The organism is Stenotrophomonas nematodicola (assembly GCF_009467805.1).
Classification (GTDB): Bacteria; Pseudomonadota; Gammaproteobacteria; order Xanthomonadales; family Xanthomonadaceae; genus Stenotrophomonas; species Stenotrophomonas nematodicola.
This window is the reverse complement of sequence record NZ_WIAY01000005.1, coordinates 1-25180: the sequence shown is the minus strand read 5'-3', so window position 1 is coordinate 25180 and position 25180 is coordinate 1. Positions and strand designations below refer to the sequence as shown.

The following is a 25180-nucleotide window of genomic DNA, read 5'->3' as shown; positions in this document are numbered from 1 at the left end:
GCTGCTGCTGGTCGGGTAGGCTATAAAGGCCCGCTTTCCCGGGCCCCGGGGAATCCAAGGAAGAGCGTTTCGTGGCTGCTAAAAAAACTGCAAAGAAGGCCGTCAAGGCCGCCAAGAAAACCGCCAAGCCTGTTGTAACGAAGTTGGCGGCCAAGTCCGTTGCCAAGAAGCCGGCCGCCAAGCCGGCCGGCAAGCCTGCATCCAAACAACCGGCGGCCAGGACGGCACCCGCAACGAAATCCACCGGCAAGACCCCGGCCAAGGCGGCCAAGAAGACCGCCACCAAGGCGCCCGTGGTCAAGAAGGCAGCCGCGAAGAAGGTCGCGCCCGCCAAGGCGGCGCCCAAGAAGGCCACGGCCGGGAAGACGGCTGTGGCCAAGCCGGTCGCCAAGGCGCCGGTGAAGAAGGCCGCCGCCAGCAAGACCGTGGCAAAGAAGACGGTGAAGCCGGTGGCTGTCAAGCCGGCCGCCAAGCCTGCACCGGTGAAGAAGGTCGCGGCCAAACAGCCGCCGGCCAAGCCGGTGAAGGCAAGCAAGATCGCCAGCAAGCCCGTGGCAACCAAGCCGGCCGCCAAGCCGGCCGCAGCACCTGTAGTCAAGTCCGCACCGAAGCCGGCATCGCCGGCGCCGGCCAAGTCTGTCCCGGCCAAGTCCGCGGTCACGCCTGCCACCCCTCCGGCGCCTGCGCCGGCGCCGGTAGCAGCGTCCCCCGCCTCGAAAGCCCCGCAAAACAAGAATCCCGTGCCCGTTTCGAAATCGCCTGCAAAAACCCCCGCCAAGTCCGAGTCCGCCCCCAAGCCCGTGTCCCGTCCGGTCGGCAAGGTCGCCGTTGCCGTGGCAGCGCGTTCGGCCGCCCCGGCCCCGCGCACCAAGGTGAAGGTGGTGGAATACAAGACTGACGAAGCCACCGGTCGTCCGATCCTGCCCGACGGTTACAAGCCGAGCGCGGAAGAGGAATACATGAATCCGCTGCAGCTGGAGTATTTCCGCCAGCGCCTGCAGCACTGGCGCAATGATCTGGTCGAGGAATCCAAGCAGACCATCGCGAATCTGCAGGAGGAAGTGCGTGATATCGGCGATGAGGCCGAGCGTGCCACCCGCGAGACCGAGAACTCGCTGGAACTGCGTACCCGTGATCGTTACCGCAAGCTGATCGGCAAGATCAACAGCACCCTGAAGCGCCTGGAAGACGGTGACTACGGCTACTGCGTGGACACCGGCGAAGAGATCGGCCTGGATCGTCTGGAAGCGCGTCTGACTGCAGAGCGCACCATCGACGCCCAGGAGCGTTGGGAGCACCTGCAGAAGCAGCAGGGCGACTGATCGCCGATCGGTCGCGACGCAATCAAAAACCCGGCCTCGGCCGGGTTTTTTTTGATCCGCGGAATTTCGGCGCTCTGCTGCACAGGCAGCCGACCAACGGTCGGTACCTGCCACCGCCGGCGGCCGACCGTCCTGGCAGGCCGCTCCCGGTCAGTGCAGGTCGCGCAGGTTCAGGCGGCGCAGGGTGGGGTTCTTCCAGGCAGTAATGCCGGCCACGCTCAGCACCGCGAAACCACCCAGCACCACCGCCGGCACCAGACCGAGCAGCTTGGCCATCGTGCCCGCATAGAACGCGCCCAGCTCGTTGGACGAACTGATGAAGATGCCGTTGATCGACGATACCCGTCCACGCATTTCTTCCGGCGTGGCCAACTGCAGGATGGTCGAACGGATCACCACCGACACGCCGTCGAAGGCACCGTAGAACAGCAGGATCACCGCCGACAGCCAGAAGCTGTGCGACAGCCCGAACCCGATCACGCACAGCCCGAACCCGGCCACCGCGAACAGCAGCACGCGGCCGGCGTTGCGCTGCAGCGGCCGGCGGGCCAGCCACAGCCCCACGCACACCGAGCCCAGTGCCGGCGCCGCGCGCAGGATGCCCAGGCCCTCCGGACCGTGGTGCAGGATCTCGTGCAGGAACGCCGGCAGCATCGCCACCACGCCGCCGAGCAGCACCGAGAACATGTCCAGCGCCATCGCCCCGACCATGATCCGGTTGCCCAGCACGAAGCGGCCGCCCTCGGCGATGCTCTTGAAGATCGGTGCGGCCGGACCGCTGTGCACCGGCTCGGACACGCGCAGCACGGCCAGACAGCCCACCGCGACCGCCGCCACGCCTACCGCCACGCCGTAGGCCACGCCCTTGCCGCCCCAGGCGACCAGCAGCCCGCCCAGCGCCGGCCCGGCCACCATGCCGGCCTGGAACACTACCGCCCCCAGACCCGCGCCGCGCGCGTACTGCTGGCGCTCGAGCACCCGCGCGAACAGCGCGTTGTAGATCGGCGACAGAAACGCGCGCACCATCCCCGTCATCGCGATCGCCGCATAGATCGGCCACACCCCGTGGAACGGCAGCCAGCCCTGCGCCACCGCGGTCAGCACCACCGCCGTCAGCACCAGCCCGCTGGCTGCCACCATGCCCAGCCGGCGGCGCGGCAGGTGATCGACCAGATAGCCGGCGAACGGTGCCACGCAGAAGAATGGCAGCACCTCGGCCAGTCCGACCAATCCCAGCGAGAACGGATTGCGGGTTACTTCATAGATGTGCCACCCGACCGTGACCGCCACGATCTGGTAGGACAGCATCGCGCAGATGCGATAGGCCAGCAGCAGCGAGAAGCCGGGGCGGGACAACAGGCTGAGCGCGCTGTCGCCTGTGTCGGACGGGGCGTCGGCACTCACGACTGCGCGGACTGCGACTGTGCGGTATCGCGGATGAAGGCCAGCATGGCCGCCACGCCGTTGCTGCGCGTCGGCGACAGATGGCGCGACAGGCCGATGTCCTGGATGTAGGTCGGCTCGGTGGCCAGGATTTCCTCGGCCGACCGGCCCGAGTACACCCGCAGCGCCAGGTAGATCAGCCCGGACACGATCGCCGAATCGCTGATGGCGTGGAAGCGCAGCGACTGCGCATTGCCTTCCGGCACGATCCACACCATCGACTGGCAGCCGAGCAGACGGTGCTGCTCGGTCTTCCACTCCTCAGGGAAGGCCGGCAGCTTGCGCCCCAGGTCGATCAGGTACTGGTAGCGTTCGGACCAGTCGCCAAAAAAGGCGAACTCATCGGCGATGGCCGCCTGCGCGTCGGCGGCGGTGGGTTCGAGCGGGAACGGGGAAACGGTGGTCATGGGGGACTCCGGGCCGGTATGCGCCTTCCGTGGTCGGGCCGTGATGGTTCGGGGGAAGCACCCGGCCATCCGTGGCCGGGACTGTGTCAGGGCGCCCGACGCCGGGGCCGGGCAGGTCAGTGGCTGGGCGGGCCCTCAGCGCTTGCGCACCCAGCGCACGCCCTGCGCGGTGTCTTCCAGGGCGATACCTTCGGCCGCCAGCGCATCGCGGATCGAATCGGCGCGGGCGAAATCGCGCGCCTGCTTGGCGGCCGTGCGCTCATCGATCAGCGCCTGGATGCGCGCGCCCTCGTCGCTGTCGGTGGCCTGGCTGCCGAACCACGCGGACGGGGCCTGCTGCAGCAGCCCCAGCGCCTTGCCGGCGCCGAGCAACTGGCTCTTCAGGTCGACCAGTTCGGCCAGCGTGGCGCCCTCGCGCGGATGGTCCGGGCCGCCGGCCGAGGCCGAGGCGTGGCGCAGCTTCCTGGCCAGTTCCGACAGCAACGCCAAGGCGCGCGGCGTGTTGAGATCCTCGTCGAGCACCGCTTCGATCGCCTCGGGAATGCGTGCCGTGGCCGCTACCGCCTCGACCTCGCGAAGTGCGCCGTACAGGCCATCCAGCGTGCGTGCGGACTGCTCGATCAACGCATCGGACCAGTCCAGCGGCTGCCGGTAGTGGGCCGACAGCAGCGCATACCGCAGCGCCTCGGGCGCATGCGCGCGGACCAGATCGTGCACGCGTTCGATGTTGCCGATCGACTTGCTCATCTTGGCGCCGCCGAAGTTGAGCATGCCGTTGTGCAGCCAGAAGCGGGCGAAGGTCTGCCCGCCGTGCGCGCACTCGCTCTGCGCGATCTCGTTCTCGTGGTGCGGGAACTGCAGGTCGACGCCGCCGGCGTGGATGTCGATGGTCGGGCCCAGGTGCGCGGCGGCCATCGCCGAGCACTCGATGTGCCAGCCCGGACGGCCGCGGCCCCAGGGGGATGCCCAGCCGGGCAGGTCCTCGGAGGACGGCTTCCACAGGACGAAGTCGCCCGGGTCGCGCTTGTACGGGGCCACGTCCACGCGCGCGCCGGCGAGCATCTCGTCGGGATCGCGCCGTGAGAGTTTGCCGTAATCGGCATAGGTTCCCACGGCGAACAGCACATGGCCTTCGGCGGCGTAGGCATGCCCGGCCTCGATCAGCTGTTCGATCATTTCAATGATCTGCGGGATGTGCGCAGTGGCTTCCGGCTCGATGTCCGGCGGAACCACGCCAAGTGCGGCCATGTCCTCACGGTACGCGGCGGCGAAACGATCGGTGATTGCCGAAATCGGCACATTCTGGTCCCGCGCGGCCGTGTTGATCTTGTCGTCCACGTCGGTGATGTTCCGCGCGTAGCGCAGGGCGCCGAAACGGCGTCGCAGCAGATCGGCCAGCACCCCGAACACCACCGGGCCACGGGCGTTGCCGATGTGGACATAGTTGTAGACCGTGGGACCGCAGACATACAGGGTCGGACAGGCCGGATCGAGCGGTTGGAACGTTTCGAGCTGGCGTGTCAGGGTGTTGTGCAGTCGCAGGGTCATGGTGGCCGTGGTGGGGGATGGGTGGGGGGCAAGCGGTCGATTTTAGATCACAACGGCGCCCAGCGCCGGGCCGTCCGGCGGCCCCGCAGGGCCGGCATGGCGTCCCTGGCCGGGGGGCGGGCGCGGCCTGCCTATGGGCAGAAACGTTACGGAAGGGTAATGTTCAGCCCCTTGTGCCTGGCACTGCCTAAACTATCCCCCTTGTCCTCTTACCTGTTGCCAATGAAATCCGCTTCGTTGTTGACGCTGGCCTGTCTGCTCGCAAGTGCCGCCTTCGGGGTGCGCGCCCAGGACGGTGAGGCCCGCAACCGGGTGGTGATCGTCGAGAACGTGAAGTTCGACTACGCGCAGGTGCTCAACGTCGAGCCCGTGTTCCAGACGCTGCGGGCCACCCGCACGGAAGAACACTGCGAGCCGGTGTCCACCCGGACCCTGGCCCCGGTCAACGTGACCGGCGAAGAACCGCAGGAAGAAAAGGGCCGCTTTGGCCGCTTCATGGACTCGGTGCGCTCGATCTTCCGCCGTGAAGACGGCAGCGAGGAGGAAATGCCCGTGGTCGAGGCGCCGCCGGCCAACAACGGCCCGCTGCTGACCCGCGACTGCCGGATCATCCCGGTCGGCCGGGAATTCCGCCGGCCCATCGCCTATGACGTGGATTACGTCTACAAGGGCACCAAGTACCGCTCCCGCCTCCCCGACGATCCCGGCAACCGCCTGAAGATCCGCGTGTCCATCACCCCGTGGGTGGCGGCCGAGCAGGGCGGGCCGGCCAATCCGTGACCGGCCCGGAAGCCGCCTCGTTCGCTACGCTGATCTGCATGTTCCATTCAGGCCTTGCACCCGCCCCGGGCGCGTGCAAAGATGGGCGGCCATGAAACTCACCGACTTCCAGCACGACACCAGCGCCGCCCGTATGGCTACGGGCATGACGTCGCGTGCCCGCCGACCGGAACCCCACATTTTCGCTGGGTAACCGGAGCTTCGTGCTGTCTGTTCGGAAAACCCAGCCCCCGTGCTGGGTTTTTTCGTTTCTGCGATCTGAAAAGTTTCATCTGTACGTTTTTCCGACCCCCTGAATCCCGCCGCAAAGGATCGATCGATGTCCCTGAAGCACTTCCTGAACACCCAGGACTGGAGCCGCACCGACCTGGATGCCCTGCTGACCCAGGCCGCGTTGTTCAAGCGCAACAAGCTGGGCGACGAGCTCAAGGGCAAGTCGATTGCCCTGGTGTTCTTCAATCCGTCCATGCGCACCCGCACCAGCTTCGAGCTGGGTGCCTTCCAGCTGGGGGGCCACGCGATCGTGCTGCAGCCGGGCAAGGATGCATGGCCGATCGAGTTCAACCTCGGCTCGGTGATGGATGGCGACACGGAAGAGCACATCGCCGAAGTGGCCAAGGTGCTGGGCCGCTACGTCGACCTGATCGGCGTGCGCGCATTCCCGAAGTTCGTCGACTGGAGCAAGGACCGTGAGGACGAAGTGCTCCGGAGCTTCGCGAAATACTCGCCGGTGCCGGTGATCAACATGGAGACCATCACCCACCCGTGCCAGGAGCTGGCCCACGTGATGGCGCTGCAGGAACATTTCGGCACCCAGGACCTGCGCGGCAAGAAGTTCGTGCTGACCTGGACCTACCACCCCAAGCCGCTCAACACCGCGGTGGCCAACTCGGCGCTGACCATCGCCACCCGCATGGGCATGGACGTGACCCTGCTGTGCCCGACCCCGGATTACATCCTGGACGAGCGCTACATGGGCTGGGCCGAGCAGAACGTGGCCGAGAGCGGCGGTTCCCTGCAGGTCAGCCATGACATCGCCAGCGCCTACACCGGTGCCGACGTGGTCTACGCCAAGAGCTGGGGCGCGCTGCCGTTCTTCGGCAACTGGGAGCCGGAAAAGCCGATCCGCGACCAGTACAAGCACTTCATCGTCGACGAAGCCAAGATGGCCCTGACCAACAACGGCGTGTTCAGTCACTGCCTGCCGCTGCGCCGCAACGTCAAGGCCACCGACGCGGTGATGGACTCGGCGCAGTGCATCGCCATCAACGAGGCCGAGAACCGCCTGCACGTACAGAAGGCGATCATGTCGGCCCTGATCGGCCGCTGAGATTCTGTTGATTCCCCCTTTGCCCACCGCCGGGCCGTGTCCGGCGCTACGAGATCAGACCCCCATGAGCAAGAAAGACATCGTCCTGGCCTTCTCCGGCGGACTCGACACCAGCTTCTGCGTGCCTTACCTGCAGGAGCGCGGCTACAACGTGCACACCGTGTTCGCCGACACCGGCGGCGTGGATGACGAAGAGCGTGATTTCATCGAGAAGCGCGCCGCCGAGCTGGGCGTCACCAGCCACGTCACCGTCGATGGCGGTCCGGCAATCTGGAGCGGCTTCGTCAAGCCGTTCGTGTGGGCCGGCGAAGGCTACCAGGGCCAGTACCCGCTGCTGGTGTCCGACCGCTACCTGATCGTGGATGCCGCGCTCAAGCGCGCCGCCGAGCTGGGCACCAACATCATCGCCCACGGCTGCACCGGCATGGGCAACGACCAGGTCCGCTTCGACCTGGCCGTGAAGGCGCTGGGCGACTACCAGATCGTCGCGCCGATCCGCGAAATCCAGAAGGAACACACCCAGACCCGCGCCTACGAGCAGAAGTACCTGGAAGAGCGCGGTTTCGGCGTGCGCGCCAAGCAGCAGGCCTACACCATCAACGAAAACCTGCTCGGCCTGACCATGTCCGGTGGCGAGATCGACCGTTGGGAAGCCCCGGGCGAAGGCGCCCGCGGCTGGTGCGCACCGCGCAGCGAGTGGCCGGCCGAGGCGCTGACCGTGACGCTGAAGTTCGTCGAAGGCGAGGCTGTCGCCCTGGACGGCGAGGCGATGGCGGGCGAGCAGATCCTGGCCAAGCTCAACAAGCTGTTCGCCCCGTACGGCGTGGGCCGTGGCGTGTACACCGGCGACACCGTGATCGGCCTGAAGGGCCGCATCGTGTTCGAAGCGCCGGGCCTGGTCTCGCTGCTGGCCGCGCACCGCGCGCTGGAAGATGCCGTGCTGACCAAGCAGCAGAACCGCTTCAAGCCGGACGTGGCGCGCAAGTGGGTGGAGCTGGTGTACGAAGGCTTCTACCACGACCCGCTGAAGACCGATATCGAGGCGTTCCTGAAGTCCTCGCAGGCCAAGGTCAACGGCGAAGTGGTGCTGGAAACCCGCGGTGGCCGCGTCGATGCGGTGGCCGTGCGCTCGCCGCACCTGCTCAACACCAAGGGCGCCACGTACGCCCAGTCGGCCGACTGGGGCGTGGAGGAGGCGGAAGGCTTCATCAAGCTGTTCGGCATGAGCTCCACGCTGTACGCGCAGGTGAACCGCTGAGCGATCCACGTAGCGCCGGGCTCTGCCCGGCGCCGCGCCACCCGTAGTGGCGGCCCGCGGCCGGCACTGCCCACCCTGATGGATTCCCGGACTGATGTTGGAACACACGCTCAACCACCTGCAGGCACTGGTGTCCTTCGACACCCGCAATCCGCCGCGTGCGATCACCACCGGCGGCATCTTCGACTACCTGCGCGCGAACCTGCCCGGGTTCAACGTCGAGGTGATCGATCACGGTGACGGTGCGGTCAGCCTGTACGCGGTGCGGGGCACCCCGAAGTACCTGTTCAACGTGCATCTGGATACCGTGCCCGATTCGCCGCACTGGACCACCGACCCGCATGTGATGCGGCGTACCGACGACCGCGTCATCGGTCTGGGCGTGTGTGACATCAAGGGCGCGGCGGCAGCCTTGGTGGCTGCGGCCAATGCCAGCGATGGCGATGCCGCGTTCCTGTTCTCCAGCGACGAGGAAGCCAACGATCCGCGCTGCATCGCCGCGTTCCTGGCCCGTGGCATTGCATATGACGCGGTGCTGGTGGCCGAGCCGACCATGAGCGAAGCGGTGCTCGCCCATCGCGGCATCAGCTCGGTGCTGATGAACTTCGCCGGACGCGCCGGGCATGCCTCGGGCAAGCAGGATGCGGCCGCCAGCGCGCTGCACCAGGCGATGCGCTGGGGCAACCGCGCGCTGGACCACGTGGAATCGCTGTCGCATGCGCGCTTCGGCGGGCTCACCGGCCTGCGCTTCAACATCGGCCGGGTCGAGGGCGGCATCAAGGCCAACATGATCGCGCCGGCGGCTGAACTACGGTTCGGCTTCCGTCCGCTGCCGTCGATGGACATCGACGCGCTGCTGGCCACCTTCGCTGGTTTCGCCGAACCGGCCGCGGCGCTGTTCACCGAAACCTTCCGTGGCCCGAGCCTGCCGGCCGGCGACATCGCCGAAGCGGAAAACCGCCGCCTGGCCGCGCGTGACGTGGCCGACGCACTGGATATCCCGATCGGCAACGCGGTGGACTTCTGGACCGAAGCCTCGCTGTTCTCGGCGGCCGGTTACACCACGATGGTGTACGGTCCGGGCGACATCGCCCAGGCCCACACCGCCGACGAGTTCGTGACGCTGGAGCAGCTGCAGCGTTACACCGATGCCGTGCACCGGATCATCGCGCACGGCGCCTGATCGAACGACGCCGTCGTGGCCTGCCACTGACGGACCCTCCATCGCGGCTGCGGCCGCCTGTGACGATACTGAAATGCCTTCTTCCCTCCAGCCCCACCGCCAGACCCGCCAGACCATCGTGCGCCTGCTCTCGAGCATGGCCAGCGCGAAGGAGATCAGCCAGTACCTCAAGCGCTTCTCGCAGCTGGACGCCAAGCGCTTTGCCGTGGTCAAGGTCGGCGGCGCCGTGCTGCGCGACGACCTGGACGCGTTGACCTCCTCGCTGTCGTTCCTGCAGGAAGTCGGGCTGACCCCGATCGTGCTGCACGGCGCCGGTCCGCAGCTGGATGCCGAGCTGTCGGCCGCCGGGATCGTCAAGGAAACGGTCAACGGCCTGCGCGTGACCTCGCCGGAAGGCCTGGCCATCGTGCGCCGGGTGTTCCAGGCGTCCAACCTGCAGCTGGTCGAAGCGCTGCAGCAGAACGGCGCGCGTGCAACCTCGATCACCGGTGGCGTGTTCGAGGCCGAGTACCTGGACCAGGCCACCTACGGGCTGGTCGGCGAGGTGAAGAAGGTCAACCTGGCCCCGATCGAAGCGAGCCTGCGTGCCGGGTCGATCCCGGTCATCACCAGCCTGGGCGAAACCCGCTGCGGGCAGATCCTCAACGTCAACGCCGACTTCGCCGCCAACGAGCTGGTGCAGGAACTGCAGCCGTACAAGATCATCTTCCTCACCGGTACCGGTGGCCTGCTGGATGAAGAGGGCAGGGTGATCGACTCGATCAACCTGTCCACCGAATACGACCAGTTGATGCAGCAGCCGTGGATCCACGGCGGCATGCGCGTGAAGATCGAACAGATCAAGGACCTGCTGGACCGCCTGCCGCTGGAGTCGTCGGTGTCCATCACCCGCCCCTCGGACCTGGCCAAGGAACTGTTCACCCACAAGGGCTCGGGCACGCTGGTGCGCAAGGGCGAAAAGGTGCTGCGCGCCACCGCCTGGAGCGAACTGGACCTGCCGCGCCTGAAGGGCCTGATCGAATCCAGCTTCGGCCGCACCCTGGTGCCGGACTACTTCGACAAGACCCGCCTGCTGCGCGCGTACGTCAGCGAGAACTACCGCGCCGCGGTGATCCTCACCGACGAGGCCGAAGGCGTGTACCTGGACAAGTTCGCGGTGCTCGACGACGCGCAGGGCGAGGGGCTGGGGCGCGCGGTATGGAACGTGATGCTGGAAGAAACCCCGCAGCTGTTCTGGCGCTCGCGCCACGGCAACCCGATCAACCACTTCTACTACGCCGAATCCGACGGGTGCTACAAGCAGGGCGCCTGGAAGGTGTTCTGGTTCGGCGCCGACGGCTTCGAGCGGATCAAGACCTACGTCGATCATTGCGCGGTGCGTACACCGAGCCTGGAGGGCTGAACCGATGAATCACGCCGATTGGACCCGGGTTCCCACCCTGGCCGGCACGCACGCGCGGCTGGAGCCGCTGCAGATGTCCCACATCGATGGCCTGCGCGGCGCGCTGGGCGACGGCGCCCTGTCGCAGCTCTGGTACACCCAGGTGCCCTCGGCCAGGACCATGACCGGCTACGTCCAGGCCGCGCTGCAGGCGCAGGCCGAGGGCAAGGTGCTGCCGTTCGTGGTGTTCAACGCGGACGACGAGATCGTCGGTACCACCCGTTACTACCGCTTGGAAGAAGAGGTGCCGCGCCTCAGCATCGGCTACACCTGGTACGGGCAGGCCGCGCAGCGCACCGGGGTCAACACCGAGGCCAAGCTGATGCTGCTCACCCATGCCTTCGAGCGTCTGCAGTGCCTGAGCGTGGTGTTTGAGACCAGCTGGTTCAACTTCGCCTCGCGCACCGCCATTGCGCGCCTGGGCGCCAAGCAGGACGGCGTGTTGCGCAACCACAAGCGCCACGCGGACGGCACGCCGCGCGACACCGTCATCTTCTCCATCATCGACGCGGAGTGGCAGGGCGTGAAGCGCCACCTGCAGCACCGCCTGGACGCACACGCATGAGTACCTCCACCCCCTTCACCGTCGGCATCGTCGGCGCCCGTGGCCACACCGGTGCCGAGCTGATCACGCTGATTGCCGCGCACCCGAACCTGCAGCTGGGCTTTGTGTCCTCGCGCGAGCTGGCCGGGCAACCGGTTCCCCACCTGACGCAGCAGGACGGAGCACCGCTCCTGTATGAGAACCTGGATGCCGACGCGGTCGCTGCCAAGGGCATGGACGCGGTGATCCTGGCGCTGCCCAACGGCCTGTCCGCGCCGTTCGTGGCCGCCCTCACCGCTGCGCGTCCTGACACGGTGATCGTGGACCTGTCGGCCGACTACCGCTTCAACGAGCACTGGTACTACGGTCTGCCGGAACTGACCCGTGGCGACTACCTGGGCCAGAAGCACATCAGCAACCCCGGCTGTTACGCCACCGCGATGCAGCTGGCGATCAGCCCGCTGCTCAAGCACCTGGCCGGCCCGCCGCAGTGCTTTGGTGTCTCGGGTTACTCCGGCGCGGGCACCACGCCGTCGGACAAGAACAACCCGGCGCTGCTGCACGACAACCTGATGCCGTATTCGCTCACCAACCACATCCACGAGCGCGAAGTGTCCGCGCACCTGCGTGTGCCGGTGGAATTCATGCCGCACGTGGCACCGCATTTCCGTGGCATCACCATGACCGTCAACCTGTGGCTGGACCGCGTCCACACCCGTGAGGAGGTCGTGGCCGCCTACCAGGCCTACTACGCCAACGAGCCGCTGATCGAGGTGATCGACGAGGCGCCGTGGGTGAGCCGCATCGCCGGCCGGCATGGCGTGCAGATCGGCGGCTTCGATGTGGCCCCGGGCGGCAAGCGCGTGGTGGTGGTGGCGACCCTGGACAACCTGCTCAAGGGCGCGGCCAGCCAGGCCATGCAGAACCTCAACCTCGCGCTTGGCCTGGACGAACTCAGCGCAATTCCGCATTGATTGGAGCAAGACATGGCAGACCTTCTGTGGCAGAAGCCCGGCGTGGCGGTGGACGCCAGCATCCAGACCTTCCTGGCCGGCGACGACGTGATCCTGGATCGCGAGTTTTTCCTGTACGACGTGGCCGCCAGCAAAGCGCACGCCCAGGGGCTGGAGAACATCGGCATCCTGTCTGGCGATGAGCGCACCGGCCTGCAGCGCGAACTGGACGTGCTGGCCGACGATTTCCGCAGCGGCGCCTTCGTGCTCGACGAGCGCTTCGAGGACTGCCACTCGGCGATCGAAGCGCGCCTGACCGAGCGCCTGGGCGATGCCGGCCGCAAGATCCACACCGGGCGCAGCCGCAACGACCAGATCCTGGTCGCCACGCGCCTGTGGTTGAAGGACAAGCTGCTGCACGTGGCCACGGTGAGCCGCGAAGTGGCCAAGGTCGCACTGGACCGTGCCGAGGCCGAGAAGGACCTGCCGGTGCCGGGCTACACCCATATCCAGCGCGCCGTGGTGTCCTCGGCGGGCATGTGGTGGGCCGGCTGGGCCGAAGCCTTCATCGACAACGCCATCCGCGCCCACGACACCTTCGCCCTCATCGACGCCAACCCGCTCGGCACCGCCGCCGGCTACGGCGTCAACCTGCCGCTGGACCGCGCGCACACCACCGCCGCGCTCGGCTTCGCGCGCATGCAGGTGTCGCCGATCTACGCGCAGCTCTCGCGCGGCAAGTTTGAACTGGCCGCACTGGAAGCGCTCGGCGGGGCCACCCTGGACCTGCGCCGCATCGCGTGGGACCTGTCGCTGTTCACCAGCGGCGAGTTCGGTTTCGTCGCGCTGCCGGCGCAGTACACCACCGGCAGTTCGATCATGCCCAACAAGCGCAACCCGGACGTGATCGAGCTGATGCGCGCCACCCACGCCAGCGTGGCGGCCGCACGCACCGAGATCGAACAGCTGCTGTCGCTGCCGTCCGGTTACCACCGCGATCTGCAGAGCAGCAAGGGCGCCATCTTCCACGGTTTCGGCCGCGGCCTGGCCGCGCTGGACCTGCTGCCGGCGCTGCTGGCCAACCTGGAATGGCGCGAGGACAAGCTGCGCGCGGCGATCGACTCGGGCATGTACGCCACCGATGTCGCCGTTGAAGCCGCGGTTGCCGGCGTGCCGTTCCGCGAGGCCTACAAGGCCGCCGCGGCCGCCTCGGACACCGCTGGCCAGGGCCGCACGCCCGAAGGCAGCCTGGCCGCGCGCGTGTCGCCCGGCGCGGCTGCCGACCTGCGGCTGGACGAACTGCGCGCCCGCTGGGCCGCGCTGGTGTAATCACGACGGCGGCCGCGAGGCCGCCGTTTTTCTTGGGAGACTGACATGAAGATCTGCTACCTGGTACTGGTCACCCGCACGCCCGCGTTCCGCGACGAGGTGGGCGTGGCGCACGCGCGCTTCCTCGATACGCTGCGCGCCAATGACCAGCTGCTGCTTACCGGTGGCTTCACCGACAAGACCGGCGGCGCCTACGTTCTGCAGAACCTGACCGATCGCGCCGCCGCGCAGGCCATTGTCGACGCCGACCCGTTGATGGCAGAGGGCAGCGCCACGGCCACGGTCCACGAATGGTCCACCCGATGAGGCGTACGTCGCGATGACTCCGACCCGCGTGCAATCACCGTTTCCCGAGCAGCCGGTGCCCGCGTGGAAGCGCGCGGTGCTCAAGGTCGGCAGCAGCCTCCTGGCCGCCGACGGGGGTGGCCTTTCGCCGCGCCATGCGCTGGGCCTTGCCCAGTTCGTGTCCGCGCATGTGCTGGCCGGGCGCGAAGTGGTGATCGTGTCATCCGGCGCGGTCGCGGCCGGGCGCGCCATCGTGCCGCGCGCACTGGAAGCCGGTGCCGCGATGGCGGCGCGCCAGGCGCTGGCCGCGCTTGGCCAGGCGCAGTTGATCGGGCTGTGGCAGCGCTTCTTCGAACGCCCGGTGGCGCAGGTGCTGCTCACCCACGACGACCTGCGCAACCGCCGCCGCTATCTCAATGCACGCGCCACCCTCAACGAACTGCTGCGCCTGGGTGCCTTGCCCGTGGTGAACGAGAACGACACCGTGTCGGTGGACGAGCTCAAGCTGGGCGACAACGACAATCTCGCCGCCACCGTGGCAGCGCTGATCGATGCCGACGTATTGTTCATCGCCACCGACATCGACGGCCTGTACAGCGCCGACCCGCGCCGCGATCCGCAGGCGCACCCGATCCACGACGTCCCCGAACTGACCCCGCAGGTGCTGGCGATGGCCGGCGGTGCCGGCAGCGGGGCTGGCACCGGCGGCATGCATACCAAGCTGGAAGCGGCGGCCAAGGCCGGCCGTGTCGGTATCGAGACCTGTCTGTTCAACGGCCGCGACAGCGACGTGGTACGTGCACTGGCGCAGGGCCGGCTGTTCGGCACGCGCATCCATCCCGGCCAGACCCGGGTTGCCGCACGCAAGTACTGGCTGCGCCATGCGCCGTTGGAGCCGGGCGCGATCCTGGTCGATGACGGCGCCGCCGCCGCGCTGCGCGACAAGGGCGCATCGCTGCTGCCCGGTGGCGTGCTCGGTGCCGAGGGCGACTTCCGCCGCGGCGACATGGTCGAGGTGCGGCTGCGCACCGGGACCGGCGAGCTGCGCCTGGCGCGCGGCGTCAGCCAGTACTCGGCCAGTGATATCCGCCGCGTGGCCGGCCACCACTCGCGCGACATCGAGCGCGTGCTGGGCTACAACTACGGGGGCAACGTGATCCACCGCGACGACCTGGTGCTGCTGTGATGCCTTCGACCGAGACCCCTGCCATGACCGATATCCGATCCCTGGCCACGCAGTGCCGGGATGCCGCGCAGCAGCTGGCGCAGTTGTCTTCGCCGGCCAAGGCGGCCCTGCTTGAGGCAATGGCGGCAGCGCTGGAAACCGATGCCGAGGGGATTCTGGCCGCCAATGCGCGCGACCTCGCGGCGGCGACGGAGAAGGGCGTCGGCAGTGCGATGCTGGACCGCCTCGCGCTGGACCCGCGTCGGCTGGCCGGTATCGCCGCCGCACTGCGCGAGGTGGCCGCACTGCCGGACCCGGTCGGCGTGGTCACCCGCGACGACGTGCGCCCCAACGGTATCCGCGTGCAGAAGGTGCGCGTGCCGCTGGGGGTGATCGCGATGATCTACGAGGCACGCCCGAACGTCACCGCCGATGCGGCCGCGCTGTGCATCAAGGCGGGCAATGGCGTGATTCTGCGTGGTGGTTCCGAGGCGATCCACTCCAATACGGCGATTGCCGCCGCCCTCAAGCGCGCGCTGCGCGAGGCGGGGGTGCCCGACGCGGCCCTGACCCTGGTCGAGGACCTGCGCCGCGAGACCATGCTGGCGCTGCTGCAGCTCAACGACCTGGTGGACCTGGCGATTCCGCGCGGCGGCGAAGGCCTGATCCGTTTCGTGGCCGAGCATGCGCGGGTGCCGGTGATCAAGCACTACAAGGGCGTCTGTCATCTGTACGTGGACCGTGCCGCCGATCTGCAGCGCGCCGTGGCGCTGCTGGTGGATGGCAAGTGCAGCCGGCCGTCGGCCTGCAATTCACTGGAGACGCTGCTGGTGCATGCCGATGTCGCCGGCACCTTCCTGCCGCTGGCCGATGCGGCGCTGCGCGAGCGCGGTGTCGCGCTGCGTGCCGACGACCGCGCCCGCCAGTGGCTGGCCGATGCCGCACCGGCCACCGAGGACGATTACGCCGCCGAGTACCTGGACCTGATCCTGGCCGTGCGCGTGGTCGACGATCTCGACCAGGCGCTGGCGCATATCCAGCAGTATAGTTCGGACCATACCGAAGTGATCGCCACCGACGACCCCGCTGCCGCCGACCGCTTCGTCCACGCACTGCGCTCGGCGGTGGTGATGGTCAACGCTTCGTCGCGGTTCTCCGATGGCGGCGAACTCGGCCTCGGCGCGGAGATCGGCATCTCCACCACGCGCCTGCACGCCTACGGCCCGATGGGGCTGGAGGCGCTGACAGTGGAGCGTTTCGTGGTGCGTGGCGACGGCCAGACGCGGGCGTAGGGCGCGGTTACCGCGCCCGGTGTCTCACCACTGGTCTTCCAGCTTCTGCGGCTTGCAGGCAATCCACGACGCCGTGAGCAGCACCAGCGCGCACAGCGCCAGGAAGCCGAAGGGCAGGTGCCAGCCACCGCTGACCGCATGCAGCCAGCCGAACAGGAACGGGCCGAGGCAGCTGAACGCGTAGCCGACGCCCTGCATGAACCCGGACAGCGCGGCCGAGCCGGCCGGCGTGCGGGTGCGCAGGTTGATCAGGGTCAGCGCCAGCGGGAAGGTGGACGGACCAATACCCAGCAGCACCGCCCACAGCCACGGCGCCTTCATCGGCGCGAACAGCAGCCCGGCGAAGGCGATCAGGAAGGCGGTGAAGCCGATCAGGACCAGCGGGAAGGGGTTGCGCAGGCGCACGGCCAGCGCCGGCATGGTCAGCGAGGGCAGCAGGCCGAGTGCGGCGAAGATGGCCACCATGATGCCGCCGAAACGCGGCGTGGCGCCGGCTTCCACCACGATGCGCGGCAGCCAGGTGAACATCGAGTAGGTCATCAGCGAGGTCATGCCGAACATCAGCGTCATGCCCCAGCCCAGCGGCGTCTTCCAGACCTTGCCGTGCGGCTGGGCACCGGGATCGCTGGTCGGGGCCAGCGGATCCGGGTGCGGGCGGCTGCGCGCCAGCAGCAGCCAGGGCAGGGCGGCGGCCACGGCCAGCAGCGCCCAGATGCCCAGCGACACGCGCCAGCCGGCCTGTTCGGCCAGGGGCACGGCGAGCAGCGCCGGCATCATGGTGCCGATCTGCAGCACGGTGATGTAGAGCGTGCTGACAGTGCCGACGCGGTTGGCGAAGTAGCGCTTCACCAGCGGCGGCACCACCACATTGCCGATGCCCATGCCGGCCAGGGCGACCACCGACCCGAACAGCAGGCTGCCCACGCCACCGGCCAGCGAGCGCAGCAGCAGGCCCACGGCGGCCAGGGCCATCGCCAGCAGCGCGGTGCGCTCCAGGCCGATGCGGCGTGCCAGCATCGGCGTGGTGACGCCGAACAGCGCGAACGAGGCGGTCGGCAGCATGCCGAGCACGCCGGTCATGGTGGTGCCGAAGCCAAAGGTCTGGCCGAGCACATCCAGCAGCGGCGTGACCGAGGTGACGGCGGTGCGCAGGTTCAGCGCGGCCAGCAGGATCGCGGTGAAGGCGAGCACGCGCCCCTGCAGCAGGGACGTGTCATGGGAAGGGGTATGGGGCATGGCGTGGATCTCTTGCAGGTGGCGCGATCACGGTGGGGGCCGGATGTGCGGAAGCGCAGACACCGGCAGAGTGCCGGAGACTGCGGGAGTGCGATGGCAGGGATGCGGCAGAGTGCGCGCATCCCGGTGGCGGGCATTGTACCCGCCACCCATGAACCGGTCGTGCCCACCCGGTGGGCCGACCGCCGCCAAGGAGGGGGCGGCCGCTGGGCGGCAACCCCAGACAGAGGGACACAAAAAAGCCCGGAGGACGGATGTCTTCCAGGCTTCAATGTGACCATCAACTGGTCGGGGAGACAGGATTCGAACCTGCGACCTCTACGTCCCGAACGTAGCGCTCTACCAGACTGAGCTACACCCCGTAAGGAGCCGCCTATTGTATCGATCCCACCCTTCGGCGGCAAGGGGGACCGTGAAATGCCTTCGGTGCCGTGTTGCCACGGCTCTTACAGAAAAGCCTGGAATTGACGCTTCCAGGCTTCAATGCGACCACCGGAGTGGTCGGGGAGACAGGATTCGAACCTGCGACCTCTACGTCCCGAACGTAGCGCTCTACCAGACTGAGCTACACCCCGAAGGAGCCGACAAGGATACGGTGTGAAGACCGCGCCGGCAACCTTTTTTTAGCCTTCTTCGTTATCCGTACGGCTCTGCTCGCGGGCTTCGAACCACATGCCGTTGAGGATGGCCACGACCGAAGCCAGCCCTGCACCAAGAATCCAAGCGAAGTACCACATTGTAGGTCTCCTAGAGCGCCACCGGGGCGCGTCAGTAAGCGTTGGGGTTGTCGCCCATTTCTTCAGTCGTGGTCTTGCCCTTCATCACGCGGTAGACCCAGGAGGTGTAGGCGATGATGATCGGCAGGAAGATGGCCGTGGCGATCAGCATGATCCCCAGGGTCAGGTGGCTGGAGGAGCTGTCCCAGACGGTCAGGCTGGAGCCCGGCTGGCTGGAGGAGGGCAGCAGGAACGGGAAGATCGCAAAGCCCACGGTCAGGATGATGCCGGCGATCGAGGCGCCCGACGCGATGAACGCCAGGCCGCCGCGACGGGCCCGCAGCAGGACCGCGCTGGCCAGTGCACCGATCAGGCCGAGGATCGGGAACAGCACGGTGGCGGGCATGCTGCTGTAGTTGCGCATCCAGCCACCGGCCAGGCTGCCCAGTTCAGCGGTCTTGAGCAGCGGGTTGGTCGGGCCATCGGTGACCACCTGGGAGGTGATCTGGTAGCCCGGCAGGCCGAAGGCCACCCACACACCGGCCAGTGCAAACAGCACGAACGTCAGCACCGCCGCGACGCTGCCGTAGCGGGCAGAGCGCTCGGCCACCGGGCCGTCGGTCTTGAGCACCAGCATTGCGGCACCGTGCGCGACCACCATCGCCACGCTCACCAGACCGGCCAGCAGCGCGAACGGGTTGAGCAGGCCGATCAGGGTGCCGGTGTAGAAGATGCGCATGCTGTCATCGAAGTGGAACGGCACGCCAACCAGCACATTGCCCACCGCCACGCCGGCGATCAATGCCGGCAGCAGGCCGCCGACGAACAGCGCACGGTCCCAGTTCCCACGCCAGCGCTTGCTGGGCATCTTGCTGCGGTACTTGAAGGCGACCGGGCGCAGGATCAGCCCGAACAGCATCAGGAACACCGCCAGGTAGAAGCCGGAGAAGCTGACCGCGTACAGCGGCGGCCACGCGGCGAAGATCGCACCGCCACCGAGCACCAGCCACACCTGGTTGCCTTCCCACACCGGGCCGACGGTGTTGATCACCAGCCGGCGTTCGTCGTCGGTCCTGGCCACGAACGGGAGCAGGGTGCCAACGCCGAGGTCGAAACCGTCCATCACCGCCCAGGCGATCAGCAGAATGCCGAGCAGCAGCCACCAGATCACGCGGAGCGTGGTGTAATCGAGTCCAATGAATTCCATCTGGGTTCTCCTGCCTTACGCCTGACCGTGGGTCGGCGCAGCGGCATTGGGGGAAAGGGACGTGGCTGCAGCCTGCAGCGACGGCAGGATGTCGTCCGGGCCCTTGCGGATCGCCTTCAGCATCAGCTTCACTTCGATCACCAGCAGCACCGTGTACAGCGCGGTAAACACCGCCAGCGTGGTCAGGATTTCATGCAGGGCCAGGCCCGAGGCGGCATAGAAGGTCGGCAGCACGCCGTCCACCGCCCACGGCTGGCGGCCGTACTCGGCCACGAACCAACCGCATTCGATTGCAATCCACGGTGCCGGCAGCGTCCACAGGGCGAGCTTGAGGAACCAGCGCTTGTCCTGGAAGTTGTGGCGGCAGGAGAAGTAGAAGGCCACCGCGAAGAACGCGATCAGGTAGAAGCCCAGCCCGGCCATGATGCGGAAGGTCCAGAACAGCGGGGCGACCCGCGGCACGGTGTCCATCGCCGCCTTCGAAATCTCCTCGGGGGTGGCGTTGAGGATGTCCTCGCGATAGCGCTTGAGCAGCAGGCCGTGGCCCAGATCCTGCCAGTGGCGATCGAACATTTCGCGCGCTTCGACGTCGTTCTTGTCCTTGCGCACGCGCTCCAGCGCACCGTAGGCCAGCTGGCCACCGCGGACGCGGTGTTCCGCACGCTCGACCAGCTCCAGGATGCCCGGAATCGGCTGGTTGAACGAACGCGTGGCGATCAGGCCCATCAGGTACGGGATCTTCACCGCGTAATCGTTCTGCTGGGTCTGCTGGTTGGGAATGCCGAAGGCGGTGAAGTCGGCCGGCGCACGCTCGGTTTCCCACATCGCTTCAATGGCCGCCAGCTTCATCTTCTGGTGCTCGCTGGCGGCGTAACCGCTCTCGTCACCCAGCACCACCACCGACAGCGAGGACAGCAGGCCGAAGGCCGCGGCCACTGCGAAGGAGCGGCGCGCCATGTCCCTGTGCTTGTTGCGCAGCAGGTACAGCGCGCTGATCGACATCACGAACACCGCACCGGTCACGTAGCCGGCGCTGACCGTATGCACGAACTTGGCCTGCGCCACCGGGTTGAACAGCACGGCGGCGAAATCCACCACCTCCATGCGCATGGTTTCCGGATTGAAGATCGCGCCCGTCGGGTTCTGCATCCAGCCGTTGGCGATCAGAATCCACACCGCCGACAGGTTGGTACCCAGGGCCATCAGCCAGGTCACGGTGAGGTGCTTGACCGGGGTCAGGCGCTTCCAGCCGAAGAAGAACAGACCGATGAAGGTCGCTTCCAGGAAGAACGCCATCAGGCCTTCGATCGCCAGCGGGGCGCCGAAGATATCGCCGACGTAGTGGCTGTAGTACGACCAGTTCATGCCGAACTGGAATTCCATCACGATGCCGGTGGCAACGCCGATGGCGAAGTTGATGCCGAACAGCGTGCCCCAGAACAGGGTCATCTGGCGCCAGACCTGCTTGCGGGTCATGACGTACACGCTTTCCATGATGGCCACCATGAAGGACAGGCCAAGCGTGAGCGGTACGAAAAGGAAGTGGTACATCGCGGTCAGAGCGAATTGCAGCCGCGACAGTTCTACGACTGTCTGATCAATCATGGCCTGGCTACCTCGTTGGGTTTTGCCGTTACAGGTGGCGGGAAGGGGGGTCTACGGGGTGAATTCTGTGACCGACAACTTCAATTAGCCTTGATTTAGATCAATGTACAAACGATCTCGCGAAGGAATGGTATGCACCCTGGCCGAGCCTGCGACCGCTTGCCGCACGAGCGACGTGCCAGCACCCTCTACAATCGACGGAACCTCCTTGTGGCCGCCAGTGAACCGTTTTGAGCATACCCCCTGACGCCACCGTTGTTGAGACCGCCGCCCTGCGCCGGCAGCGCCTGCGCTGGCTGGGCGGGCTGGGCGGGGCCGCCCGCCGCCAGCAGCGGCTGGCCGCCCTGTGCATCTGCCTGTCCGGGGCGCTGCTGATCGGCCAGGCCGCCGCCATCGCCTGGCTGATCCAGGCCGTACTGGTCGACCACCGGCCGCTGGCCGAGGCCACCCCGGTCCTGCTGGGGCTGCTGGGGCTGCTGGCGGTACGGGCCGCGCTCGGCACCGCCACCCAGGCGGCCGCCGGCGATGTGGCCGACGCGGCGCGCCTGGCACTGCGCGAGCGGGTCTACCGGCGGCTGCTCGGGCGCGGCCCGTTGTGGCTGCGGCAGCAGCGCACCGGCGAGATGGGCGAGCTGATGCTGGCCCATGCCGATGCCATCGAGAGTTACTACGCCGGCTATCAGCCGGTCCGCATCGAAGTGGTGGTGGTACCGCTGCTGATCGCCCTGGCCGTGGCCTGGGCCGACTGGGTGGTGGCGTTGATCCTGGTGTTCACCGCGCCGCTGGTGCCGTTCTTCATGATGCTGGTGGGGTGGGGCGCCGAAGCCGCCGGCCGCGCGCAGCTGGGCGAGCTGGCACGGATGAGTGGCCATTTCGCCGACCGCATCAAGGGCCTGGGCCTGCTGCGCCTGTATGGCCGCGGCGAGGCCGAGCTGGCCGGGGTCGAGGCCGCCGCCGAAGGCGTGCGCGAGCGCACCATGAAGGTCCTGCGCATCGCCTTCCTGTCCTCCACCGTGCTGGAGTTCTTCGCGTCGGTCAGCGTGGCGATGGTCGCGCTGTATCTCGGTCTGAGTTATCTGGGCCTGATGTCGCTGCATGCGCAGGTGCCCACGTTGGGCATCGGCGTGTTCTGCCTGCTGCTGGCGCCGGAGTTCTACGCGCCGCTGCGGCGGCTGGCCGCGCACTACCACGACCGCGCCAACGCACTGGCCGCGGCCGCCGAGGTGGAGCGCCTGCTCGGCGAGCTGCCGGAAGACGTCACGGCCGACGCGCCGGCCGCCACCGCGCGCACGCCGGAGCTGCTGGAAGCGCACGCGCCGCCGGTGGTGGTGCGCGATCTCAGCCTGCGCCCGCTGGGCGCCCAGCACGACGTGGTGCAGCACCTGTCGTTCCACATCGAGGCGGGCCAGCGCGTGGCGCTGGTCGGGCCCAGTGGCAGTGGCAAGAGCACCCTGCTCGAAGCGCTGGCCGGCTGGCTGCCGCCGCAGTCGGGCAGCATCGTGCTGCGGCCGGGCCTGGAGATCGGCTACGCCGGCCAGCGCCCGTACCTGTTCCACGGCAGCATCGCCGACAACCTGCGCCTGGCCGACCCCGGCGCCACCGATGCGCACCTGCGTGCGGTCGCCGAGGCGGCGCAGGTGATGCGCTTCGCCGCCGCCCTGCCGCAGGGCCTGGACACCGTGATCGGCGAGCGTGGCTTTGGCCTGTCCGGTGGCGAGGCACGGCGTATCGGCCTGGCCCGCCTGCTGCTGCGCGACCCGCAGCTGCTGCTGCTTGATGAGCCTACCGCGTTCCTCGATCCGGAGACCGAAGCCGACCTGCTGCGCACCCTGGCCGCGTTTGCGCGCGGCCGCAGCGTGGTCATCGCCACCCACAGCGAGGCCGCCATGCGCTGGGCCGACACGCGGCTGACCCTGACCGCCGGTGGCGCCCGGCACGCCTCGGAGCTGCCGGCATGAGCGCGCCCCGCATCGACACCCTGCGCGGCGTGTTCGCCCGCCATCGTGCCCGCCTGCTGCTCACCGTCCTGCTGCTGTGGACCACGATGCTGGCCGGCACGGCACTGCTGGGGCTGTCCGGTGGTTTCCTCACCGCCGCCGCGCTCGCCGGTGCCGCCGGGCTGGGCAGCGGCTTCAACTTCTTCTCGCCCTCGGCCGGCATCCGCGGCCTGACGATGGCGCGCATCGTCTCGCGCTACTTTGAAAAGCTGGTCGGCCACGACGTCACCCTGCGCATCGCACGCGACCTGCGCGTGTGGTTCTTCCGCCGCGCGCTGCCGCTGGCGCCGGCGCGTCTGGCCGGCATCCGCACCGGTGAGCTGCTGGCGCGACTGATGTCGGACATCGGCGAAGTCGACGGCCTGCTGGTGCGCGCGATCGGGCCGCTGCTCGCACTCGGCGGCATCTCGCTGGTGGGCGTGCTCTCGGCCGGCATCATCTACCCGCCGGCGGCCGTGCTGCTGGCGGTGCTGACGCTGCTGGTCGGCATCGGCGTGCCGTGGCTGACCGTGCGTGGCGTTGCCGGGCAGGAGCGCGATCGCGCGCTGCACCGGGCCCAGCTGCGCACCCAGGCGTTTGAAGGCCTGGAAGGCGCGGCCGACCTGACCGCCCTGCAGGCACGCGAGCACTGGAACCTGCGCGTGCTGGTCGCCGCCAAGCAGCTGCGCTCCCGCGACCGCCGCCGCCGCTGGCGCCTGCTCAGTGGCACCGCGCTGCACGGCCTGTGCGCGGCCGGCGGCCTGGTGGCCATGCTGTGGCTGGCCTTGCACGGCTTCGAGACCGGTGCCATCGACGCCGCACTCGCGGCCGCGCTGGTGTTTCTCACGGTGGCGCTGCTCGAACTCTGGGCCGGCATCGGCCTGGCCTGGCAGTCCTGGCTGTCCGGCCGCGTGGCAGCGGTGCGCCTGGATACCATCGTCGACCAGCCGCCGGGCGTGGACGAGCCGGCCGACCCGGTCGCGATTCCGCTTGAGCCGGCCACCCTGGCATTCGAGCGCGTCAGCTTCCGTTGGCCGGGCCAGTCGCGCGCACTGCTCGACGAAGTACAGCTGCAGCTTCGCCCCGGCGAGCGCATCGCCATCCGCGGCGACAGCGGCAGCGGCAAGACCACCCTGTCGTCACTGCTGCTGCGGCTGTGGGACCCCGATGGCGGCTACGTGCGCTATGGCGGCATCGACATCCGCCACGTCGCGCAGGATCAATGGCACCGCCAGATCGCCTGGCTGCCGCAGAACGCACCGGTGTTCGCCGGCACCGTCGCCGACAATCTGCGTCTGGGCGACCCCGAGGCCAGCGACGCGCGGCTGTGGCAGGTGCTGGCAGACGTGCGCCTGCAGACATGGGCCGAACAACTGGGGGGATTGTCCGCCTGGGTCGGCGAGAACGGGGCCACGATGTCGGCCGGCCAGGCACGCCGTCTGGCGCTGGCCCGCGCGCTGCTGCGCGAGGCACCGATCCTGCTGCTGGACGAGCCCACCGAAGGCCTGGACGTGGATACCGCGCAGGCACTGCTGCACGACATGGTGGCCGCGCTGGGGCAGCGCAGCCTGTTGATGATCACCCACGACGAACTGCCGGAGGGCATCGTGCACCGGAGTTATCGGTTGCGTGAGGGTGGGTTGGGGTAGGGCGGAAGGTTTGCTGACCTGGCGATCGTTTGGGCATCAATGGGAAGCATGTCGCTCCGGAGCCGCCGGAAGCGCATCTTCCCCTCAAGACGAAGTGGGGTTTTGATGCACGATTGGGCGCTTCTGGAGATACGAAATCGACTGGGCTGCAAGTTCGGCGGTGCTCATTGTGCTGGACGAACGCTCTTTGAGCCGGTCGATATTCTTCAGAGGGCTACGCGAATTCTCAGCTGACAGGCGAGAGCACTGGGGCCAAGCAGTTCAATCAATGAGGCTTCCTGGGACGATTCGTCAATGGATGGCAGAGTTTGTTTGAAGGTCGAGATGCATCCGCCCGACGTCCGCCCGAGATTGAGTAGCACGACGGTTTGGAGTCCAATCCTCAACGACAAGGAGATTGGACGTGAAGAAGCGCTTTTCCGAAGAACAGATCATCGGCTTCCTGCGCGAGGCGGAGGCCGGCATGCCGATCAAGGATCTGTGCCGCCAACATGGCTTCAGTGAGGCCTCG

22 protein-coding genes and 2 tRNA genes are annotated in these 25180 nt (G+C 67.9%); 15 read left to right on the top strand and 9 right to left on the bottom strand.

What is annotated here, in order from left to right; genetic code table 11:
- The first annotated feature begins 71 nt into the window (after nt 1–71).
- Nucleotides 72–1322, top strand: coding sequence for an RNA polymerase-binding protein DksA (dksA, locus tag GDJ08_RS14605; RefSeq protein ID WP_153165161.1), 1251 nt, complete (start codon nt 72–74; stop codon nt 1320–1322).
- A 150-nt stretch (nt 1323–1472) separates the two neighbouring features.
- On the opposite strand, the gene GDJ08_RS14600 is transcribed toward dksA, so the two are convergent.
- From GDJ08_RS14600 to cysS, 3 genes are all read right to left on the bottom strand, one after another.
- Nucleotides 1473–2726 (bottom strand): MFS transporter, encoded by a 1254-nt coding sequence (locus GDJ08_RS14600; RefSeq protein ID WP_136003256.1) that lies wholly within the window; start codon nt 2724–2726, stop codon nt 1473–1475.
- Nucleotides 2723–3172, bottom strand: a complete 450-nt coding sequence (locus GDJ08_RS14595; protein WP_017356630.1) for a SufE family protein — start codon at nt 3170–3172, stop codon at nt 2723–2725. Before GDJ08_RS14595 ends, GDJ08_RS14600 begins: the two co-directional genes overlap by 4 nt.
- Before the next feature lie 135 nt (nt 3173–3307).
- Nucleotides 3308–4720, bottom strand: coding sequence for a cysteine--tRNA ligase (gene cysS, locus GDJ08_RS14590; protein WP_153165160.1), 1413 nt, complete (start codon nt 4718–4720; stop codon nt 3308–3310).
- Between the two features lie 222 nt (nt 4721–4942).
- On the opposite strand from cysS, the gene GDJ08_RS14585 reads away from it, so the two are divergent.
- The 11 genes from GDJ08_RS14585 (at nt 4943) to GDJ08_RS14535 (ending at nt 16280) form a co-directional block, all read left to right on the top strand.
- Nucleotides 4943–5500, top strand: coding sequence for a hypothetical protein (locus tag GDJ08_RS14585; RefSeq protein WP_017356628.1), 558 nt, complete (start codon nt 4943–4945; stop codon nt 5498–5500).
- A gap of 319 nt (nt 5501–5819) precedes the next feature.
- Nucleotides 5820–6830 carry an N-acetylornithine carbamoyltransferase gene (locus GDJ08_RS14580; protein ID WP_017356627.1) on the top strand — a complete coding sequence of 337 codons (1011 nt, stop codon included), beginning with the start codon at nt 5820–5822 and terminating at the stop codon, nt 6828–6830.
- A gap of 64 nt (nt 6831–6894) precedes the next feature.
- Nucleotides 6895–8088 carry an argininosuccinate synthase gene (locus GDJ08_RS14575; protein WP_017356626.1) on the top strand — a complete coding sequence of 398 codons (1194 nt, stop codon included), beginning with the start codon at nt 6895–6897 and terminating at the stop codon, nt 8086–8088.
- A gap of 94 nt (nt 8089–8182) precedes the next feature.
- On the top strand, nt 8183–9271 hold the full coding sequence (locus GDJ08_RS14570) for an acetylornithine deacetylase (protein ID WP_153165159.1): 1089 nt from the start codon (nt 8183–8185) through the stop codon (nt 9269–9271).
- Nucleotides 9272–9344: 73 nt separating this feature from the next.
- A complete protein-coding gene (locus GDJ08_RS14565) occupies nt 9345–10673 on the top strand; it encodes an acetylglutamate kinase (RefSeq protein ID WP_017356624.1) in 1329 nt (442 codons plus the stop codon).
- Nucleotides 10674–10677: 4 nt separating this feature from the next.
- Entirely contained in the window at nt 10678–11277 is a 600-nt protein-coding gene (locus GDJ08_RS14560; RefSeq protein ID WP_153165158.1) for a GNAT family N-acetyltransferase, read from the top strand.
- Nucleotides 11274–12230, top strand: coding sequence for an N-acetyl-gamma-glutamyl-phosphate reductase (argC, locus tag GDJ08_RS14555; RefSeq protein WP_153165157.1), 957 nt, complete (start codon nt 11274–11276; stop codon nt 12228–12230). Before GDJ08_RS14560 ends, argC begins: the two co-directional genes overlap by 4 nt.
- A 12-nt stretch (nt 12231–12242) precedes the next feature.
- Nucleotides 12243–13538 (top strand): argininosuccinate lyase, encoded by a 1296-nt coding sequence (gene argH / locus GDJ08_RS14550; RefSeq protein ID WP_153165156.1) that lies wholly within the window; start codon nt 12243–12245, stop codon nt 13536–13538.
- A gap of 45 nt (nt 13539–13583) precedes the next feature.
- Nucleotides 13584–13844: a YciI family protein gene (locus tag GDJ08_RS14545; protein WP_136003260.1), complete on the top strand. Its 261-nt coding sequence runs from the start codon at nt 13584–13586 to the stop codon at nt 13842–13844.
- A 13-nt stretch (nt 13845–13857) separates the two neighbouring features.
- Nucleotides 13858–15009 (top strand): glutamate 5-kinase, encoded by a 1152-nt coding sequence (proB, locus tag GDJ08_RS14540; RefSeq protein ID WP_153165155.1) that lies wholly within the window; start codon nt 13858–13860, stop codon nt 15007–15009.
- Nucleotides 15010–15032: 23 nt separating this feature from the next.
- A complete protein-coding gene (locus GDJ08_RS14535; RefSeq protein ID WP_136003262.1) occupies nt 15033–16280 on the top strand; it encodes a glutamate-5-semialdehyde dehydrogenase in 1248 nt (415 codons plus the stop codon).
- 24 nt (nt 16281–16304) lie between these two features.
- On the opposite strand, the gene GDJ08_RS14530 is transcribed toward GDJ08_RS14535, so the two are convergent.
- The 6 genes from GDJ08_RS14530 to GDJ08_RS14505 form a co-directional block, all read right to left on the bottom strand.
- Nucleotides 16305–17516 (bottom strand): CynX/NimT family MFS transporter, encoded by a 1212-nt coding sequence (locus GDJ08_RS14530; RefSeq protein ID WP_153165154.1) that lies wholly within the window; start codon nt 17514–17516, stop codon nt 16305–16307.
- A gap of 285 nt (nt 17517–17801) precedes the next feature.
- Nucleotides 17802–17878 (bottom strand) — tRNA-Pro (locus tag GDJ08_RS14525).
- Between the two features lie 136 nt (nt 17879–18014).
- Nucleotides 18015–18091: transfer RNA gene (locus GDJ08_RS14520), tRNA-Pro, on the bottom strand.
- Between the two features lie 48 nt (nt 18092–18139).
- A complete protein-coding gene (gene cydX / locus GDJ08_RS14515) occupies nt 18140–18253 on the bottom strand; it encodes a cytochrome bd-I oxidase subunit CydX (RefSeq protein ID WP_017357474.1) in 114 nt (37 codons plus the stop codon).
- 31 nt (nt 18254–18284) lie between these two features.
- A complete protein-coding gene (gene cydB / locus GDJ08_RS14510; RefSeq protein WP_017357475.1) occupies nt 18285–19439 on the bottom strand; it encodes a cytochrome d ubiquinol oxidase subunit II in 1155 nt (384 codons plus the stop codon).
- A 15-nt stretch (nt 19440–19454) separates the two neighbouring features.
- Nucleotides 19455–21044 carry a cytochrome ubiquinol oxidase subunit I gene (locus tag GDJ08_RS14505; protein ID WP_017357476.1) on the bottom strand — a complete coding sequence of 530 codons (1590 nt, stop codon included), beginning with the start codon at nt 21042–21044 and terminating at the stop codon, nt 19455–19457.
- Nucleotides 21045–21274: 230 nt separating this feature from the next.
- Here GDJ08_RS14505 and cydD point away from each other — a divergent pair, with 230 nt between their 5' ends.
- From cydD to GDJ08_RS14490, 3 genes are all read left to right on the top strand, one after another.
- Nucleotides 21275–23002: a thiol reductant ABC exporter subunit CydD gene (gene cydD / locus GDJ08_RS14500; RefSeq protein WP_153165153.1), complete on the top strand. Its 1728-nt coding sequence runs from the start codon at nt 21275–21277 to the stop codon at nt 23000–23002.
- Entirely contained in the window at nt 22999–24669 is a 1671-nt protein-coding gene (gene cydC, locus GDJ08_RS14495) for a thiol reductant ABC exporter subunit CydC (RefSeq protein ID WP_153165152.1), read from the top strand. The genes cydD and cydC overlap by 4 nt, the downstream gene beginning before the upstream one ends.
- Nucleotides 24670–25072: 403 nt before the next feature.
- Nucleotides 25073–25180, top strand: a 108-nt coding sequence (locus tag GDJ08_RS14490) for a transposase (protein WP_153165151.1), incomplete at its 3' end; no start/stop codon positions are given.

Bases quoted from the DNA above. Each gene is read 5' to 3' on its own strand.
- argH (WP_153165156.1), top strand. From the start codon at position 12,243: ATGGCAGACCTTCTGTGGCAGAAGCCCGGCGTGGCGGTGGACGCCAGC.
- GDJ08_RS14580 (WP_017356627.1), top strand. From the start codon at position 5,820: ATGTCCCTGAAGCACTTCCTGAACACCCAGGACTGGAGCCGCACCGAC.
- GDJ08_RS14585 (WP_017356628.1), top strand. From the start codon at position 4,943: ATGAAATCCGCTTCGTTGTTGACGCTGGCCTGTCTGCTCGCAAGTGCC.
- GDJ08_RS14595 (WP_017356630.1), bottom strand. From the start codon at position 3,172: ATGACCACCGTTTCCCCGTTCCCGCTCGAACCCACCGCCGCCGACGCG.
- GDJ08_RS14565 (WP_017356624.1), top strand. From the start codon at position 9,345: ATGCCTTCTTCCCTCCAGCCCCACCGCCAGACCCGCCAGACCATCGTG.
- cydX (WP_017357474.1), bottom strand. From the start codon at position 18,253: ATGTGGTACTTCGCTTGGATTCTTGGTGCAGGGCTGGCTTCGGTCGTG.
- argC (WP_153165157.1), top strand. From the start codon at position 11,274: ATGAGTACCTCCACCCCCTTCACCGTCGGCATCGTCGGCGCCCGTGGC.
- cydB (WP_017357475.1), bottom strand. From the start codon at position 19,439: ATGGAATTCATTGGACTCGATTACACCACGCTCCGCGTGATCTGGTGG.
- proB (WP_153165155.1), top strand. From the start codon at position 13,858: ATGACTCCGACCCGCGTGCAATCACCGTTTCCCGAGCAGCCGGTGCCC.
- GDJ08_RS14560 (WP_153165158.1), top strand. From the start codon at position 10,678: ATGAATCACGCCGATTGGACCCGGGTTCCCACCCTGGCCGGCACGCAC.
- cysS (WP_153165160.1), bottom strand. From the start codon at position 4,720: ATGACCCTGCGACTGCACAACACCCTGACACGCCAGCTCGAAACGTTC.
- GDJ08_RS14535 (WP_136003262.1), top strand. From the start codon at position 15,033: ATGACCGATATCCGATCCCTGGCCACGCAGTGCCGGGATGCCGCGCAG.
- cydC (WP_153165152.1), top strand. From the start codon at position 22,999: ATGAGCGCGCCCCGCATCGACACCCTGCGCGGCGTGTTCGCCCGCCAT.
- GDJ08_RS14575 (WP_017356626.1), top strand. From the start codon at position 6,895: ATGAGCAAGAAAGACATCGTCCTGGCCTTCTCCGGCGGACTCGACACC.
- GDJ08_RS14545 (WP_136003260.1), top strand. From the start codon at position 13,584: ATGAAGATCTGCTACCTGGTACTGGTCACCCGCACGCCCGCGTTCCGC.
- GDJ08_RS14505 (WP_017357476.1), bottom strand. From the start codon at position 21,044: ATGATTGATCAGACAGTCGTAGAACTGTCGCGGCTGCAATTCGCTCTG.
- GDJ08_RS14570 (WP_153165159.1), top strand. From the start codon at position 8,183: ATGTTGGAACACACGCTCAACCACCTGCAGGCACTGGTGTCCTTCGAC.
- GDJ08_RS14530 (WP_153165154.1), bottom strand. From the start codon at position 17,516: ATGCCCCATACCCCTTCCCATGACACGTCCCTGCTGCAGGGGCGCGTG.